This is a genomic window from Methanoplanus sp. FWC-SCC4 (assembly GCF_032878975.1).
In the GTDB taxonomy this organism is placed as follows: domain Archaea; phylum Halobacteriota; class Methanomicrobia; order Methanomicrobiales; family Methanomicrobiaceae; genus Methanochimaera; species Methanochimaera problematica.
Window position 1 is genome coordinate 1,921,977 of record NZ_CP043875.1, and the last position, 17,854, is coordinate 1,939,830.

15 protein-coding genes are annotated in these 17,854 nt (G+C 42.7%); all 15 read right to left on the bottom strand.

Going from position 1 to position 17,854, the window contains the following annotated elements; genetic code table 11:
• Positions 1-6 precede the first annotated feature (6 nt).
• The gene (locus tag F1737_RS09785) at positions 7-1,386 is read right to left on the bottom strand and encodes a V-type ATP synthase subunit B (protein WP_317136399.1); all 1,380 of its coding nucleotides are present in this window, start codon (positions 1,384-1,386) and stop codon (positions 7-9) included.
• A gap of 5 nt (positions 1,387-1,391) precedes the next feature.
• On the bottom strand, positions 1,392-3,140 hold the full coding sequence (locus tag F1737_RS09790) for an ATP synthase subunit A (RefSeq protein WP_317136400.1): 1,749 nt from the start codon (positions 3,138-3,140) through the stop codon (positions 1,392-1,394).
• Entirely contained in the window at positions 3,131-3,433 is a 303-nt protein-coding gene (locus tag F1737_RS09795; RefSeq protein ID WP_317136401.1) for a V-type ATP synthase subunit F, read from the bottom strand. Before F1737_RS09795 ends, F1737_RS09790 begins: the two co-directional genes overlap by 10 nt.
• A 3-nt stretch (positions 3,434-3,436) precedes the next feature.
• A complete protein-coding gene (locus F1737_RS09800; RefSeq protein ID WP_317136402.1) occupies positions 3,437-4,495 on the bottom strand; it encodes a V-type ATP synthase subunit C in 1,059 nt (352 codons plus the stop codon).
• A gap of 16 nt (positions 4,496-4,511) precedes the next feature.
• Complete coding sequence (locus tag F1737_RS09805; protein WP_317136403.1) at positions 4,512-5,090, bottom strand: V-type ATP synthase subunit E family protein; 579 nt, start codon at positions 5,088-5,090, stop codon at positions 4,512-4,514.
• 28 nt (positions 5,091-5,118) lie between these two features.
• Positions 5,119-5,370, bottom strand: coding sequence for an ATPase (locus F1737_RS09810; protein WP_317136404.1), 252 nt, complete (start codon positions 5,368-5,370; stop codon positions 5,119-5,121).
• A 4-nt stretch (positions 5,371-5,374) separates the two neighbouring features.
• Positions 5,375-7,354, bottom strand: coding sequence for a V-type ATP synthase subunit I (locus F1737_RS09815; RefSeq protein WP_317136405.1), 1,980 nt, complete (start codon positions 7,352-7,354; stop codon positions 5,375-5,377).
• Positions 7,347-7,670: an ATP synthase archaeal subunit H gene (gene ahaH / locus F1737_RS09820; protein ID WP_317136406.1), complete on the bottom strand. Its 324-nt coding sequence runs from the start codon at positions 7,668-7,670 to the stop codon at positions 7,347-7,349. The genes F1737_RS09815 and ahaH overlap by 8 nt, the downstream gene beginning before the upstream one ends.
• 292 nt (positions 7,671-7,962) lie before the next feature.
• Positions 7,963-9,669 (bottom strand): hypothetical protein, encoded by a 1,707-nt coding sequence (locus F1737_RS09825; protein WP_317136407.1) that lies wholly within the window; start codon positions 9,667-9,669, stop codon positions 7,963-7,965.
• A gap of 62 nt (positions 9,670-9,731) precedes the next feature.
• Positions 9,732-10,733 (bottom strand): tungstate ABC transporter substrate-binding protein WtpA, encoded by a 1,002-nt coding sequence (wtpA, locus tag F1737_RS09830; protein WP_317136408.1) that lies wholly within the window; start codon positions 10,731-10,733, stop codon positions 9,732-9,734.
• Positions 10,733-11,335, bottom strand: a complete 603-nt coding sequence (locus tag F1737_RS09835) for a molybdopterin-dependent oxidoreductase (protein WP_317136409.1) — start codon at positions 11,333-11,335, stop codon at positions 10,733-10,735. Before F1737_RS09835 ends, wtpA begins: the two co-directional genes overlap by 1 nt.
• 4 nt (positions 11,336-11,339) lie before the next feature.
• The gene (locus tag F1737_RS09840) at positions 11,340-12,191 is read right to left on the bottom strand and encodes an argininosuccinate synthase (protein ID WP_317136410.1); all 852 of its coding nucleotides are present in this window, start codon (positions 12,189-12,191) and stop codon (positions 11,340-11,342) included.
• 4 nt (positions 12,192-12,195) lie between these two features.
• On the bottom strand, positions 12,196-13,041 hold the full coding sequence (locus tag F1737_RS09845) for an argininosuccinate synthase (RefSeq protein ID WP_317136411.1): 846 nt from the start codon (positions 13,039-13,041) through the stop codon (positions 12,196-12,198).
• A gap of 18 nt (positions 13,042-13,059) precedes the next feature.
• Positions 13,060-14,325, bottom strand: coding sequence for a metallophosphoesterase family protein (locus F1737_RS09850; RefSeq protein ID WP_317136412.1), 1,266 nt, complete (start codon positions 14,323-14,325; stop codon positions 13,060-13,062).
• Positions 14,326-14,332: 7 nt separating this feature from the next.
• Positions 14,333-17,587, bottom strand: a complete 3,255-nt coding sequence (locus tag F1737_RS09855) for a PEGA domain-containing protein (RefSeq protein ID WP_317136413.1) — start codon at positions 17,585-17,587, stop codon at positions 14,333-14,335.
• Positions 17,588-17,854 lie beyond the last annotated feature (267 nt).

The window sequence follows — 17,854 nt, forward strand, 5'->3', positions numbered from 1 at the left end:
ACTGGTTCACTCCTTCTTTCTGTATTTCGGGTGGTACTTCTGAATCAGTCCACGATCGATACGTGTAAGCTGCTCTTCAGGCAGGGTTGAGAGAAGTTCCCATCCAAGGTCAAGTGAATCAGCAATGGAGCGGTCCTCATCGTGTCCCTGACGGACAAATCTGCCCTCAAAGAGATCAGCGAACTCAAGGAAACGCTGGTCACGCTCTGACAAAGCATCCTTTCCGACGATTGCCACAAGACCACGGAGATCAACACCTTCCGCATATCCTGCATACATCTGATCAGATACTTTCTTGTGATCATCACGGGTCTTTCCTTCACCGATACCGAGGTTCATCAAACGTGAGAGGGATGGCATAACGTTAATCGGCGGGTAAATACCCTTTCTGTGAAGATCACGGTTAACCACAATCTGACCCTCGGTAATATAACCGGACAGATCAGGAATCGGGTGTGTGATATCGTCACCAGGCATTGTCAGAATTGACAACTGTGTAACAGAGCCCTTTGTCTCTTTAATGATACCTGCACGCTCATAGAGTGATGCAAGATCAGTGTACATGTAACCCGGATAACCACGACGTCCCGGAACCTCCTCACGGGCAGCTCCAATCTGACGAAGTGCTTCACAGTAGTTTGTCATATCTGTCAGAATTACAAGCACATGGTATCCAAGCTCAAATGCGAGGTACTCTGCGGTTGTAAGTGCAAGACGAGGTGTAATGATACGCTCGACAGCAGGGTCATCAGCAAGGTTTAAGAAAACAACAGCGTGCTCAAGTGCACCTGTACGCTCGAAATCAGCCATAAACTGATTCTCTTCTTCCTTTGTGATACCCATTGCAGCGAAAACGACAGCAAACTCATCGGATGAGCCCGGCACCTTTGCCTGACGTGCAATCTGAAGAGCGATCTCGTTGTGAGGCAGACCTGCTCCGGAGAAAATCGGAAGCTTCTGACCACGAACAAGTGTGTTTGTCGCATCAATTGTTGAGATACCTGTCTGGATAAACTCTGATGGTGATGCACGTGCATACGGGTTGATAGCAGCACCATTGATGTCGATCCTCTTCTCAGGAACAATCTCAGGTCCTCCGTCCTTTGGCTTACCGCCTCCGGAAAGGATACGTCCGACCATATCACGGCCGACAGGCATCTTGATTGTTTCACCGAGGAAACGGATACCCGAATCCTTTCCAACACCTGCTGTTGTCTCAAAAACCTGGACACAGACAAGGTCATCGGAGGTATCAAGAACCTGACCGCGTTTGAGGGTTCCGTCAGCCTGGACAATGTTCACAAGTTCGTTGTAACCGACAGGTTCGGTCTTCTCGACAAAAACGAGAGGTCCCTGAACCTTTGTAACTGTACGATACTCTTTCATTGAAATCAGGCCTCCTTAATCTTTGCAAACTCAGCATCCATTGCCTTGTAGATCTTATCAAGCTCAGTCTTGTAATCTTCAATATACTTGATCTGAGCAAGCTCGTTCTTGGATTTGACACTGATAATTGCTGCAATCGAAGAACCGCCCTTCTGTGCGGAATATGCAAGTTCTGCGTATTTTCTGATTGCCTTTAACATGTCAAACTGCTTCTCCATTGAACAGTAGGTATCAACGGGGTCAAACGCATTCTGCTGGAGGAAAATCTCACGAAGCATACGTGCAACCTCGATTGTGACCTGCTCTTCTTCCGGAAGTGCATCTGAACCTACAAGCTGAACGATTTCCTGAAGTTCCGACTCTTTCTGGAGAACTTCCATTGCCCATGAACGAAGAGGATTGAGCTCAGGTGAGACCTTCTCATCGTAGTATGGTGCAAGGGTATCCAGATAAAGTGAATATGAGTTCAGCCAGTTGATTGCAGGGAAGTGACGGCGCTGTGAAAGCTTTGCATCCAGTGCCCAGAAACACTTGACAATACGAAGTGTGTTCTGTGTAACAGGCTCTGAGAAGTCACCACCAGGCGGGGAAACAGCACCGATAACGGTAATTGATCCCATATCGCCGTTGAGTGTCTCAACACGGCCTGCACGCTCATAGAACTCAGACAGACGTGCTGCAAGATATGCAGGGTAACCCTCTTCTCCGGGCATCTCTTCAAGACGTGATGAAATTTCACGCATTGCTTCTGCCCAGCGGGATGTTGAATCTGCCATGAGTGATACATCATATCCCATATCACGGAAGTATTCCGCAATTGTGATACCGGTGTATACTGATGCTTCACGAGCTGCAACAGGCATATTTGAAGTGTTTGCAATGAGAATTGTCCTTTCCATGAGAGGCTTTCCGGTTTTTGGATCCTCAAGTTCAGGGAACTCGGTCAAAACTTCGGTCATCTCATTTCCACGTTCACCGCATCCGATGTAGACAACAATCTCTGCATCAGACCACTTTGCAAGTGCCTGCTGGGTAACAGTCTTACCTGATCCAAAAGGACCCGGGATAGCTGCTGTTCCACCCTTTGCAATTGGGAAGAGACCGTCAAGGATACGCTGACCGGTGATCAGAGGGATATCAGGGTTCTTCTTCTCAAACACAGGTCTTGGCACACGAACAGGCCATTTCTGCATCATGGCAACTTCTTCACCGGAATCAAGAACACAGACGATCTCATCAATTGTGAATTCGCCTGATTTGATCTCGGTTACTTTACCGCCCTTGAAATTCGGCGGAACCATGATCTTTGTGACAATGTTTGTCTCCTGAACCTCTCCGAGGACAGCTCCGGGACCTGCTTCGTCACCTTTCTTAACGAGTGGTTTGAATTCCCACTTCTTGTTATGATCAAGACCTGGTGCGGATACACCACGTTCAATGAAGTTGCCCATCTTTTCCATGAGCACTTCGAGCGGTCTCTGAATACCATCATAGATACTTGTCAGAAGACCGGGTCCAAGCTCAACTGCAAGGGAAAGACCAGTGTTTTCTACCGGTTCCCCAGGACGGATACCGTCGGTTGCTTCATATACCTGGATAATGACGTCATCACCATCGATCTTGATGACCTCACCCATGAGCTGCTCGTTACCGACCCTGACCACATCAAACATGTGTGCATCAAAGTCAACGGCAGTTACAACCGGACCGGAAATCCTCTTTAGAATTCCTTTAGATTTTCCTTTTACTTCCACAGATCAACACCCACTGATCTCTTAATTCTCTCTCTCATGGAAAGTCCGCCCTCTTCGCCGCCAATGGCGATTACGGTCGGCTTTACAGACTCCGAAAGTGTGGTGCGAAGCCTGAAAGGCAGTTTCTGCATATCTTCTCCTTTGAGCACCAGGATTCCTACCTCCGAATCATCCAGAGCTTTTGTAACCAGATCTACAAGCGACTCTTCGTCATCTGCAGCATAGGTCTTCTGAATACCGGCAAGGCGGAAACCAAGGATAAACTCACTGTTTCCAACAACTGCTATTTCCATTTATCACACCACCATACAGGCCCCTATCCGCTCAGACGGAAGGTTTGACTCTTTTCCACGGGCGACTGCACGAAGGTTTGAAACCTCGTACATCTTCATTTCAAGGTACAGAAGAATCGGGCAGACAGACATAGGATAACGCTTTGAAAGCCTGTCCATCTGATCGAGCTTTGCCTTGATTAAACCCAGCTCTATTTCAGATGCGGGTTTGTTCTCCCTGACAGCGTCAAATACATCACTAAATGATTCAATGTCCAGCTTTTTTCTGACGGTATCGACAATCTCTTCGACGTTTTCGATACCTGCATAGCGGACAAGCTCGTCAATTGTGAATGTTCCGCCCTCAATCATGAGTTCACGGATTGATTCGCTGTCGGTTTCGCCTTTTACACGGAATACAGTCTCAAGGTTCTTTGTATCAATGTCAAGCCTTACATATTTCAGGAAAGCATGACCACCCTTGACACCACCTTTTGATTCCCGGATCAGATCAGCATAATATGCTTTGTAGAGTTCGTTTTCCATTCTTGCGAATGAACCCGACTCAAGAGCTGCTGCCATCTCACGGTCAAAGACTGAATAGAGTTTGTGGTCTTTCAGGTGATCCACGATTCTGTCAGGTGAGTCCTCGCCGACAAGACGATCAAGATCAACCTTGTCAAGACTTCCTGCAGGAATTAAGATCTCCTTAATTTTGCCTGACGGCACACCCTGTGTTTTCCCGCGAAGGACTGTGAGAACATTCTGGATATCCCAGCGAAGAAGGTAGCTTTTTGTAAGCTTCTTCAGATGTCCGGGCACCATTGCGATTATTCTCTGGTATTCCTTTGCAAGATTCCAGGAGAGTGCAATCTCCATTAAGTCAACGCCGGAGAATGATGATGCAAGCTCATCGATCTCTGTCTTGTAACCTGTTTCTTCAATGAAACGGGTAACCTCCGGGAGCTCCATATTCAGCATACGCATATACTCCTCGCGTGGAAGGAGTCCTGCCTTCCTGACACGCATACGTGTGCAGGCGTATATGTAGGGAGCAGGGCCTGTAGTATTAACTGCAGCCATTGCCTAATACCCCCATTTACTTAAACAGAGCCTCTGATGCGTCACGAAGACCTGTTTCCCAGACTTCGGTAAGAGAGGCGCCGTAGCTGTAATCCAGCTGAAGCAGCCCGTCTTTGCTCTCAGCAATGACGCCACCGGAGATGTCTTTTGTTCCTGCCAGTGAGAATCCCGAAAGAGTCTTTAACTCGGATATTGCGGCCTCCACTGCTGCCTTATCACGGTCGTTGCAGTAGAATACACCTTCACCAAGCTCTTTGGCCGCTGTTTTGCAGAGTTCTCTTACTGCTTTTTTGTGGAAATCCTCAGGCAGATCATCGATTGATCCGACTGTTGCGGAATATACCTGATCCAGGAGATCCTTTTCCGCATTCAGGACTTCACGCTTTACAGCAAGGTTTGCAGCCGCAACTTCCCTTGTAATTAACTGGGAAGACTGGCGGTTTGCACCCTCTTCTGCAGCGGTCTTAATCGCAACTATCTTTTCATTGGCTTCGGCAAGAATTTTGTCTGCCTCTGCTTTTCCTTCTGCTTTGATAGCTGCGGATTCTTTCAGACCCTTATCTCTTATCTCACCGACTACAGCATCCAATGCCATTGTCTTGTAACTCCTCTAATGACTGTATTTATGTGAACAGGAGAAGAAGTGCGACTACAAGACCAAAGATAACGACTGTTTCCGGAATAACAGTGAAGAGAAGTGCGAGACCGAACATCTCTTTGTTTTCTGCGGTTGCTCCGACTGCAGCTCCTCCAATACCGAGCTGTGCGAGACCTGTACCCATACCTGCAAGTCCTACTGCAAGACCTGCACCAACTGCCTTAAGTCCAACTGCTGATGCTTCAGCGACTTCAACTGTCATTGCTTCAATTGCCATAATATTATTCCTCCGTAAATTTTCTAATAATTCCAAATGGTTCGTATCTCTTTCCTCCGCCCTGGTAGAATTTCGTAAAGAACTCTACATAGTGCAGACGAATTGAGTGTAAACCTCCGCCCAATAGACCAAGTGCGGTGTTTAAAATGTGTCCAATCAGGAATACAACGATTCCCACAACAATCATAACTATACTTACAATTCCGAAATCTGCTATTGCAGGCTCAATTATCATACCGATTGATATGAAGTTTGTAACAGCCGCAATTGCAACAGATGAAAGACCAACAGCTGCAAGACGTGTATATGAAAGCACGTGACTTACGATTGTCGGAAGTTCCATGAGTTCAAGGGCAGATTCACGACCGATTCCGATAACACCGACAATGATCAAAAGACCGCCGATTATTGCAAAGATGTTTAATCCTGCTGCAATAGCTGCGAATCCTGTAAGATCAGGCATCATAGGAATTGGAGCGATTGTCCATATAATTAAAAGAATACCCCACATAACAAGTATCCAGCCAAGCTGGGCGAAAACAACCTTGTTGCGGTGTTCTCCGGGGTGAAGTTGAATTAATGCATTTCTAATGTGAATGCCTCTTCCAAGTGTTATGTGTAATATACCAATCCATGCGGTAATAATCAGAAGCAGAATTGCCTCAGGACCGTGACCGCCGGCATGAGCCGCACCGATATTAAAGTGACGGCTGAAGATCAGCGGATCCCATGGAAGAGCGAATCCTAAAAATTCACTATATAAAACACCAAAAATGATGCTCATAACACTGGCATTTCTTAATACGTCAAGCAACTGGTTTCCTGCAATACTGTCTTTGACCATTTTGCGGAGTCCGAAGCTTGCGATAAGCAGTACAAGACCGTAACCTACATCTCCAAGGATAAAACCAAAGAATATCGGGAAAACAATTGACACCAGTAAAGTCGGGTCAAATTCTGTGTACTGCGGTCTGGAATAGATGTCCATTAAAGCCTCTGTCGGCTTTGAAAAGTCAGGATTATCGTATTCAATTGGTACAACATCTTTTTCGTAATCGATCTCTTCTTCGTTTACAAACACTTTTCCGCCTGTAACTTTCATAAGATCGTCAGTCAGAGCCTTTGCCTTGTCGGACGGTACCCATCCTTCAGCAACAAAAGTCTGTTCTGTGGTGGCAAATCTAAGCGGTGCTTCCGCACGCTCAACATCTGCCGTGAGCAATTCATCGCATGCCACCAGAAAAGATGCGTGCTTTGTTTTAAGAGCAGCAATCTGCTCAATTTTCTTACCGATCTCTGATTCGAGACGGGTGATCTCATGGGTATACCACTCTGTCCTCTCCGCTGCCGTTCCATCCTCCTTTGGGATGCCAACAGACTGAAAACCTGCTTCTGAAAGGAAGCTCTCGGCTTTTTCTGCTTCGGCTTTGGGTACAACAGCTATGAGGAAATTGCCGGCAACTTCGCTTGTGAAGAATTTTTCACAATCGACAGGAATTTCAACGTCCCCGGGGATATGACCCGCATAAACGGAAAAACCATCGTAGCCATGCAGATATGAGAGATCATTAGGAAACGCTGCGAAAGGTGCAAGCTCTGCGATCTTCTGTTCGCATTCACGCATCTGTGCTTCGAGACTGTTTTTCTCGTCCACAAATCCTGTGATTTCAGATTCGATCCCGGGGAGATCCCCTTCGATCTTATTCTGAAGAGAGCCTGCGCTCATAACGCCCGCTGCATCCACATTACCGGCTGAAACACCGATCATGTTTGCAATGGAGCGGATTCTAAGGAGCTCTGTTGAAGTCTTTCCGGCGCCTTCGATCGGTTTTCCGATCTTGAAACCTTCATAGCCTTCAGCCTCCTGCTCGACAAAATCTTCGATATGGAAGAGATTGTAGCGGTACAACTCACGTACAATTGGCTCAAGCTGATCTTTAGACGCGGCGATGAGCAGTTTGCTCATCCTCTGAACTTTAAACATTTAACTTCACCTTGAACTGTTCTACAAGCAGTCCAACTGCCTTGTCAAGGTTAGCTGCAGCTTTCTTTTTTATAGAGGCCGCATTCTGTTCGCCGTCCTTTACAATCTTTGCATACTGTTCTTTAGCTTCAGATCGTGCGTCTGCGATACGCTTGTTCTTGTACTCTTCGGCATCTTTTTCTGCTTTCGCAATAAGATTTGCAGCTTCCACTTCAGCATCTGCGATAATACGCTTCTTTTCTACCTCAGCTTCGCTGATCATTTTTTTGTAATCTTCTTCTGTCTGTTTGATGCTCTTGAGGACCTCAGTCTTCATCCAACCCTCCTCTCACGGCAATACCTAAAGATATGTGAAAAGATGTCTATTAATGCTTCTCATTTAAGGTCTGGCAATATTTACCGTAAAACTGAGATTATTAAGAATAATAAACTGAAATGCCGAAATATTTTTTAAAATTAAATCATTTTTGCAGGATTTACATGCAATATCTCAACCGGTTCATTTTGTAAATTACAGGCCAGGTTTAAAAAAAATTTTAATTTAGGTATTCCGGAAATATTTTTTTTTAAAAAACCGATTTTATGTGAAAAAAATAAAATCAGAGTCTTTAAAATTGATTTTCATCATCTTTTAGAAGGCACCATATTTTATTCCCGTAATTTCCGAGATCAATTCTTAAAAATGCCTTTTTGGATGCAAATTTGGCAGATGCAGGGATTTCATACACAATCACGCCTTCAAACCTCTCCCTTCTGTCAAGCCATTTGGAAACGTAGGGCGCACCGGCATTTTCCATATAATCGGACGGAGTGCAGTCTTTGTACTCTTTTCCGTTATAGACTAAGGTTATATCATCATTTTTAGGCGTGAGTATCTTCTCGTTTCCTTCTCCTCTGTAACCCATATGGATTATATCAACAGTTGCCAGGAGGTACGTCTTCCCAAGCGCCGGTTTAACTAATTCTTTTTTTCCGGAACTGTCTTTTAAAAGCAGTCCCTTCTTTATCTGCCAGTTTGTGATCCTGATTGAGATATCATTGTTTCGTCCGGCATCCTGGTAATGAAACTGTGTATTGAGGGGCATTGCATTATTTATGCATTTTATGGTTGAAATTTTGAAATTTTCAGAATCAAGAGTCATATCTCCCGTTTTTGACACGGCACTTTCAATTTTCCCAATGCCTTTTTTCAGGTATTCATTACCACTCTTTAAATCCTCATTATCGAAAAATACCGATGCATGCCAGAATGATGATGCAGATCTCAGGACAAGAGACAGTCCGTTGAAATAATCTGATTTGACGCCGGTGAATTTTTCAGAAACAGGTACCGGCCGGACAATTTCACTCTGTCTCAGGCACTCCCTCATCAGTCTTATGGATTCTGAAGATAATGCCTTTGTATCATCCTTTAGTGACGATTTGTCAATTCTATTGATCATTGAAACAATTTCGGGAGAATATTCATTTATGAAATCAGAGAGATAACTGTCAGCCTGATAATCTCCGGCAAGAGAGTTTACAGGATCAAAGACAACCGGAGAAGACAGTTCATTTCCTGAATTTTCATATGGAATTATGCCATTCCCGCTTTTGATGTTTACCGATGACCAAAGATAACAGGGCAGGTATTTTTCATCATCACCCCAGTTATCCCTGAGCCTTACTGCATCCTCTTTTGTAAGGATTAGGTAGACAACATAATTATCACTGTCATCTTTGGAATAGATTATTTTCACAAAACCAACAGAGTCAGCTATTTCGGAATTGTAAATCTCCCTTACAATCCTGGTTGCATCCGACTCATACCACCACAGAGTGTCAGGGAATATTCCATCAGAATCCTGATAATTCAGGGTAATTATGATGCCGTATTCCCCGCTGAGATATTCCGGCACCCTTGTATCCTCATCGTTCACCAGATCATTTATTTCAATACTGTAATAATTCAGATTACGGCCTGCATTTTCAAACCCTGACGCAGCTTTCTGATAAAGCAAACATACTTTTTCCCCGATAAGCCCGTCATCATAACCGCCCGAATATCTGACCCTTTCGTCAACAACTTTTTCAAAATATTCTCCGGCCTTTTCCGGTTCAATACCTACATTTTTTACCATAATCACAGAATCAACTTTTTTATCGAAAGGAACAACTTCCTTTTGATATTTTGTTGAATTGTCATCATCTGTGAACAAAAAGCCTGAACTGAAAATTAAAACCGATGCAAATATTGTAATCAGCACCGCTAAAATTATCAGAAGACGATTTTTATGATAATTTTTCAAACCGTTCAAAATATTTTTTTCCGACATATTCCTAAATCCTTCATGATCCTGTTTATGATTCCCGCCGGGGGCGTAAATTATTTTGAAAATTAAATTGGATCAGGCCACCCGAACCGTGCTTCCTTAAAGTACTCTTTCATAAATTCAGCAAACTCATATGCAGAATTTTTATTGGTGGCAGTTTCCGGGACAGTATATGCATAGACCACGGATTCTCCAACCCTCTCTGATCCGATTGATGAAAACCTCTCAAAGCTTAGCTTTACAGATATCGTGCTGTAATAGTCCTTCAGGCTCATGTTTCCAAGATTCAGTTCGTCAGGAAGGGTTACGTATTTCAAACCGTGTCCTTCTGCAACACTTCTGTACTCAAAACCATAATCAACACCGCCTGACTCAATTAAATATAACAAAAATATACTCCCGTCACGAACTGCTATTTTTGAATCGGATGGTTTTACAAACTCAGGAAGAATTATCTCGGTTTTATCATTCTTTTTTATTATTTCAACAGGTTCTTTTAAATGGTCACCAAGGATTTTGTCAAATATTTCGGTGTCTCCATAATATTCATTTGCAAGATAGGATACCATAAATGTACGATAACCGCAGGCATCAAGAACAGGATTTGAAAACCCGACCTTCACATCAGATCTTTTAAGTATCTCATACCAGTTCTCCGAAGTTATCTCATCAGAATACAGGGATTTGTCAGTATAGGCAATTACCATCTCATTTGTAGCAAACGCCGTATAATTGTCAGCATAATTTTTTGTACTCCCTGGCATCGGGATATACATCATATCCGGAATTAAGGACTGATCTGCAACAATTACAAGATCAAGAGGCCTTTTCAGGTCAGTAACCTGACGTATGCACTGAATACTCCCGTGGCCCTCAATTATGACATCAGTTCCCGGATGAGTCTCTTCAAAATCCCTTTCAATCTCTTCAAGGGGAAGAAGAAGACTCCCTGCCGGAACAATTTTAATTTCAGTTTTTTCAACCTGATCTTCTGTAGTACATCCTGAAAACAGAACAAAGACTGAAAGTATTAAAGATAACAGGAAGAGAAACCTGATGTTTCTCATTAGGAATTACCTCCCTTTATCTCTATTTTCTCAACCCACTTTACCCAGGAACTGCCTTCTGTAATTACATCTTTTGAATCCGAAATAATTGCAATCCTGAACGGAGCCCCGTCATTGTATGAAAGAGGCTCTTTGTCCTGCTCATACATCAGAATAACTTTTAATTCAGGGGGTTCAATCTCTTTTAAATCCGGATTTAAGGTGATGAAATCCCGACCATTTACCTGATCGTAATCAAAGACCCACATATATCCGTCATTTGCTGAAATCCATAAGGAATCGTTCTCCTTCATTCCGCCTGCTTTTTGGATAAGTTCTGTCAGGGGAACCCCGCGACATTCATAAGGCCCGTATTTTATCCCGACAGTTGAAACTGAATAGCCGTATCCTAATGCATCCTGCATCTCTAAAATTTCGTCATAGGAATAAACAGTTTCAATCCCGTCTGATCCGGTGAGTGTAAGATTTCCCTTAATGGCAGCATTTGTATCCTGACCGGATTTTTCATCCCCGGCCTGTGTGCACCCCGAGAAAATTACCATGCAGATAATAAGGGCTGAAAAAAAACCGGTTAAATAGGTTTTTTTAGAAATATATGACAATTACTTACTCCCTCCTTATCAAATGGACACTCAGAACAAAACCTGTAATTGCAAAGATTATTGTCAGCGGAGACAATGGTGCAGACATATCGGTTTTTTCATTATTTTCATTTTTAAGATCATTTGAAAGGGACTTTGAAGGAGCGTTTGTCTCGCCTTTGTATCCGCCTTTATAGACCCTGATCTCGTCAACCCATTTAACAGTGTATCCACTTGTCGAAGGGTAGAGATTATCAAACAGGTGAATCTTTTCAGCAGGGAAACTCTCCCTCATATCAGTGTTGCCAAATACATGAAGTCCCTGGGGGTTTGTTGAATTGTCGGCAAGGAAAGCAAGCCTCATTCCTGCAAAAAATTCAGGGGGATAGCCGACACCCTGTTTTTCACCCGACTCTGCATCCTCTCCGTTATACCAGCAGAGAACAAGAGGACCCTGACGAGGGGAGGGCTCGCAGATATTTTCATAATCAAATAATACGTTATATCCGTCATTTGCCCTGACCATGACATCATCTGACTCTGACATTCCGCCGACAAGGTCACAGAGATCAGCCACATTAGTGCCTTTTACAGCACCTCTGTCCTTGAAATTCCTTGTTTCATTTACATCCCACTGCTCTTCCTTGTCATCAGAAAAAACAGGTCCCTGATGGTAATAATGAGTGACTCCGTCACCCATAACAGGCAGGTTACTCTCCATCCAGAGGTAATCAACTGTCTTTTGTTCAAGAACCGTTTCACCATCACTGCTGACTGAATAAACAGTGACTTCAGTTGTCGGTCCTGCATATGCAAAACCTGTAGTCATGGCAAAGGTGATTGCCAGAAATATTGCAAAAAATCTAAGTATTTTCATTATTTCACCTCGTTTTCTTATAAATAATACAGGACACTCCAAATGCACCGAGAATTACAAATACAGAAAGGGGTGCTTTGGATTCTGCCGGAATATCTTTTGCACCGGCCTCTTTTAACGGCAGCATCTCAATTTTGCTCACATATTTTACAGAAAGACCGCCCGATGAGGGCCATTCGCCGTTGAAATAGTGGATATATTTTTCATCAAAAAAATCATTCATATCCTGGTTTCCAAAGACATGATAACCCCAAGGATTTGTGTCCGTGTCTCCAAAGACAACAAGTCTCATTCCGGTATAGAAATCAGGAGGATATCCTGTACCCTGTCTGTCGCCTTCAGCTGAATTGTCATCCCCGTTATACCAGCAAACTACAAGAGGACCCTGCCTGTTATCAGAATAATAAACATTTTTGTATCCGAATTTTTTTGAAAAGCCGTCTTCTGAAGCGATTCGGACTTCATAGTTCTCCGGAAGCCTTCCTGCAAGTTCACAGAGATCGGCAACATTTGTGCCCTTTACAGCCCCATAATCCCTGCTTAACACATTTTTGTCCTCTGAGGGATTCAGGGGATCGTTTTCATCAAACGTCGGACCCTGCATATAGTAATGAGTTACACCGTCACCCATTACCGGGAGGTTTTGTTCAAGCCATTTGTAATCGTATGTTTCATCAAAGAGAACGGTGTTTCCATCCTCTCCATATTTGATTACCGAAAGCTCTTGTGTTGCCGCAAAACACGGACCTGCCATTGCCAGAAATGCTATAAATATACAGAACAATGAAATTTTGTTCAGATTAAACAGTCCTGAAAGCTGATTTTCAAAATATAAAATTATACCAGACATAAAACTAATACCTAAATATCAATAACTCCTGATTTTTTCAGGGCTTTGGGGAATATCTCCCGGAAATATCCCCAGTATATCGGACATTTTCCGGGATAACGAATTTTCAAAACAGGAATTTATCTCAAACCTATCCCCGTATTCATTAACCGGTTTCTGATTTATCTCAGAAGTTTTCTCAGAAAGAATTACAGGGACAAATTCGCACAATGCAGTTTTGCCGTTATCCAAAACATCAATTCTCAGATATCCGTACACTCCCGGTGAAGATTTCAGATACCCTTCCGGCTTTTCATCAGAAAGGGCGTATAAATTCCCACCTCCCGTTCCGGTTATCAGATAATGAGTCAAATCTGAAAAGTAATGCTCATAGGCATGAACATGCCCTGAGAAAACAGCATCAACAGAGTATCTGCTGAAATAACCACTCCATTGATCCCTTATATTTTTCCATCCCCCGGGATGCCTTTTATCCGAACTATACGGAGGATGGTGGAAATATACAAATTTTAGATTATTGTTACCAGGAAGACTCTCCTCGATCCAGTCATTTTGTAAATCCATCAGAGGACAGGCATTTTCATTGCTGTCAAGTGAATAAAAGGATGAATCGCCGCATTCAAAGGAGTACCATTCCGGATAACCAAAATAATCATAATATAATGTGCTGTTATCCTCATGGTTACCCGGAGAGGTAAAGACTGATGAATTCCTTAGAACCGGACTCATTTCATTAAAAAATTCATCCCATCCGGAAACATCCAAACCTTCCGAGACCATATCTCCTGTAAATATTACAAACAATGGTTCCTGACCGGAAATTTCTGATGCAAGCAGGCTCCGGATATAATTTCCATCACCAGTTCCTCCGCTGGCATGGGTATCTCCAATGACCACAAAAGAAAATCCTCCGGATTTTGGAAAAGTCCTGAAAGTGCAGTCACCTGATTCAAATCCCTCCCCTGTAATTTTATAATGATATACAGTGTCAGGAACAAGACCTGAAAGTTCTGCACGATATAAGCAGGCAGCCGGATTATAATCCGGTTTTTCCAGGATTTTTGAATATCCGGCCATCTTTGTATAATTTAATTCATCGTCATAGAATAACTTAAAAGATGATTCTTCACCGGATATCCAGTTTACAAAAGCTGAGGATTGACCTGTGTTTGTTACATACGGCCCGGATACTTCGGAAATCTGACTATTTGCAGATACTGGCATAGAGGAGACTACTGACACTAAAAGCAGTGAAGAAATTAAAAGAATAATATTAGTCTGCAAGAAACTCTCACACTCCCAGGTTTGCATAGCATTCAAAAGTCTCATACGGCTCTATTGTAACGCTGTCAATCTCTTTTTTAGAAGAGCCCGAAACAAGTTTTACCGCATAAGTTCCGATATTCATATCAGTAAAAAGATGAGGAGTTATCTCTCCGGAATATTTCCCGTTTATGTAGATCTTTGCCCCGTCAGTTTTCGATGTTACATAAAGTCTCCCTGAAGGATATTCTTTCATCTCAACATGAACAACTCCTGCAAATTCCTCATCCGAGCCCATTAATATCCTCACGGTTCCTGAGGATGGAATATAGCCCGGCTTTGAGAGGGTAACCTCGTGAAAGCCGCAGGAAAGGCCGTCTATTTTATAAGGTGTTGAAAATCCTGTTCTGAACCCGTCAATAAATATTTCAGCCCCTTTTGGTTCCGATTCAACATAAATCTCATATAACCTGTCATTGTAAGGTTCTATTTTAAAATTATGGCTCACACGTGCATCAGGCTGAATATAGTATGAAAGATACCTGTCTTCATCAAGGACTGTAAGATAAGAATCAGAACCTGTAATCTCGCTCTCGCACGGGATTGTAAGGCCGGAATAAACCCCTTTGAAGCTTACAGAATTATCCTTGTAAACAGCGGAATCGAAACTTATATCCGAACCTTTTGTATTCTCCGATTCAGGAACAAAAACACCGCAGACTGAATCACCATACACATAAACACCCAGTGAACCTGTCTTTTCAAGACTTTCTCTTCCTGTGGATGTGGTTGTTTTTTTCCCAAGAGTCACAGTGTGCCTGCCCGCCTTAATTCCGCTAACAACATCCGGGGTTATCCTGGATGTGTCCTTGTTGTCAATATAGATACTGAGTCCTTTAGACGGCCCGTTTACATACAGACCACCGGAATTGGAATTTGCAGGAATTTCTGAAAAGAGATCAAATTTTTCCTTGTCAGAAATTATCTTTGACAAAGATGTCATATCAGCAACAATTTCACAATCAGAACCGGCTGTGACAATCTCATCATAATCCTGATAATAATCCTTTTTTATGCTGAATTTATGCGACTCTCCCGCAGGAATAAGAAAAACTTCGGGGGTTGTTTTCCCGGTATAAACACCGTCAAGGTAGATCAGGGCCCCCCGCGGATTGGATTTGACACTGATATCATAATTTTTCTTATTTTGAATGTCTTTGTCTGATTCGGAATTCTTATTTTCCCCTCCGGCCACCTGTAAATCTGTTTCCTTAATTGATACTGAAGAGACCTCCTCTTCTCCAAAAATCAGTTTCCAGATTCCGGATATGAATCCTTCCAAAATTCCAACCGATTCGGGCTTTTCACCAACAGCATTCCCAAGGGTTTCATTTATACCGGTTGTAACTGCTGATTTGTTGTCAGCACCTGAAATTACTGAAGCAGGATTGTCAGCTTTTCTTATATCACCGGCATCTTCATTGCTTTCATCAGATGCACCAGTCTTCAGACCTCCGGCTTTATTTATAAGAAAGACATTCCTGGTTTCAATGAGAGCCCCGTTTTTGCTTCCCTCAATGCTCTTAATCCTGATTTCATTATTGGATTTTTTCATAAAAGGCAATACGTCGCTTTCAAATGATTTCAGGCAGGAATCATCAGTATTTAATACCCCAAACCATTCTTCATCATTAAAAAAGACAGAATTTTCTCCTTTTTCAGAAAGTCCGGGAGGATCTTCGGGGCATGAGTATATTATGCTGAGCCGGGCCTCCCCGGGAGATGCTTCAACATCACCATTCTGGTTTGCCGAAGTGATGAATTCGCCTTCCTCACCTTCCGGATTGGGATTTGCCATTATTATGTCGCAGCCCTCATAACCCCACCATAAAATCCGGTCACAGCTCTCATTTTTGACTGTAAGAAAAAGGGCAGCACCGTATGATGTGAATTCAGAATCTGAATTCCCCGTATTTTTTACGGTGATTATCTGTTCATCCCCTGATTTCAGGGAATCCTTAACGTCATATGCAAAGGTTTCAGAGTAATAAGAAGGTACATCCTTTGAGAGATCAAAATATTCCCTCTCGGGCTCCTTCTTTTTACCGTTGAACAATACCTCACATTCAGGTTTTAAACCTGATTTCAAAGAAGTGTCACGTGAATTTCCGATATAAACAAAGAGTCTTGCTGAATTAATTTCATCACTTTTTGAAATGCCGGTTTTTAAGGTGTACTTTGCAAGATCATCTGATCCTAAAACTTCCGGATTCCCATCCGTTTTTAATACAAAAACGCTGCCATTTACAGACCCTTTTTCAAAAAGGCGAAGCTCTTTCCCAAAATATTCGGAAGTCTGCTCCTCCAGGGTAAATTCAAGAGATGTTTGAGTGCAGAGACTTATGCTGACAGACTTTTCTTCAGAGGGTTTATAGCCATCCTTTTCAACACGGACAAGATAACTGCCCTCATCGAGAGTATCTATATTGCAGTCTGTCAGGGCGTACTCTTCATCGTCTATGAATACGGTGGCACCAGAAGGTGTGCTCTTTATGTTCAAAATCCCGTTTGGCGGATCGTCATCACTGTAGATTTCAACCCTGCTGATTTTCTGAATTGATAAACCGGTTGTTGTAGGGTAAACACCATTAAAATAATGCCAGCAATCCTCATCAAGGGATTTCTCCATATCGGTAATCCCAAATACATGATCACCTGTCGGATTTGTGGTAGTGTCTGCGAGGAATACAAGCCTCATTCCCTCACGATAATCTAAAGGCACATAGCCTGAAGATTCAGAACTGCCGGTATACCATGCAATCACAATCTCACCCTGACGTGACGGGGGGGAATACACATTTTCATATGGAAAATATTTAAAAAAACCATCTTCTGAGACTATCTTAACCTCATCACCCTCATCCATCGAGCTGACAAGATCACATATGTCACGAACAGAGCTTCCCTTTACGGCACCCATGTCCTTTGTCTCATAATTTATGTCCTCTTCGGGATTCCACATATTGTATGGAAGATCGGGATGGACTTCTTCCCATTTGGCCTCAAAAACGGGACCCTGATGATAATAGTGGGTGACACCATCCCCGTATACGGGCAGATTTTTCTCCATCCATTTATAATCGATGGTTTTTTCATCAATTACAGTCACTCCGTCGTTTGCATATTTTATAGCAGTAATTTCACCGGTGCCTGCAAAGGCCTGTCCGGACAAAGCAGCCAGAAAAACCAGTACGAAAAATAAAACAGTTCTGTTAGCCGGCATTAGAATCTATACCCCTGAAATACGATATTTTCTGATTATAAAAGGTATATACTGAGAGATTAAATAACATTATCATTTTTTATAAGTTAACTTAATTTAATTTATAAAATTTACTTTTTGCCACAAGTAATGAAAAATAAACGCCGCACCTTCCAAAACACAACAGAAATATCATGCGTGGATAAACAAAGGCCACATATACAGAAAATGGATATTCAGGGTTTTTTTATAAATAAATTGGTACCGGACAGTTTCCAAAAGTTTTAT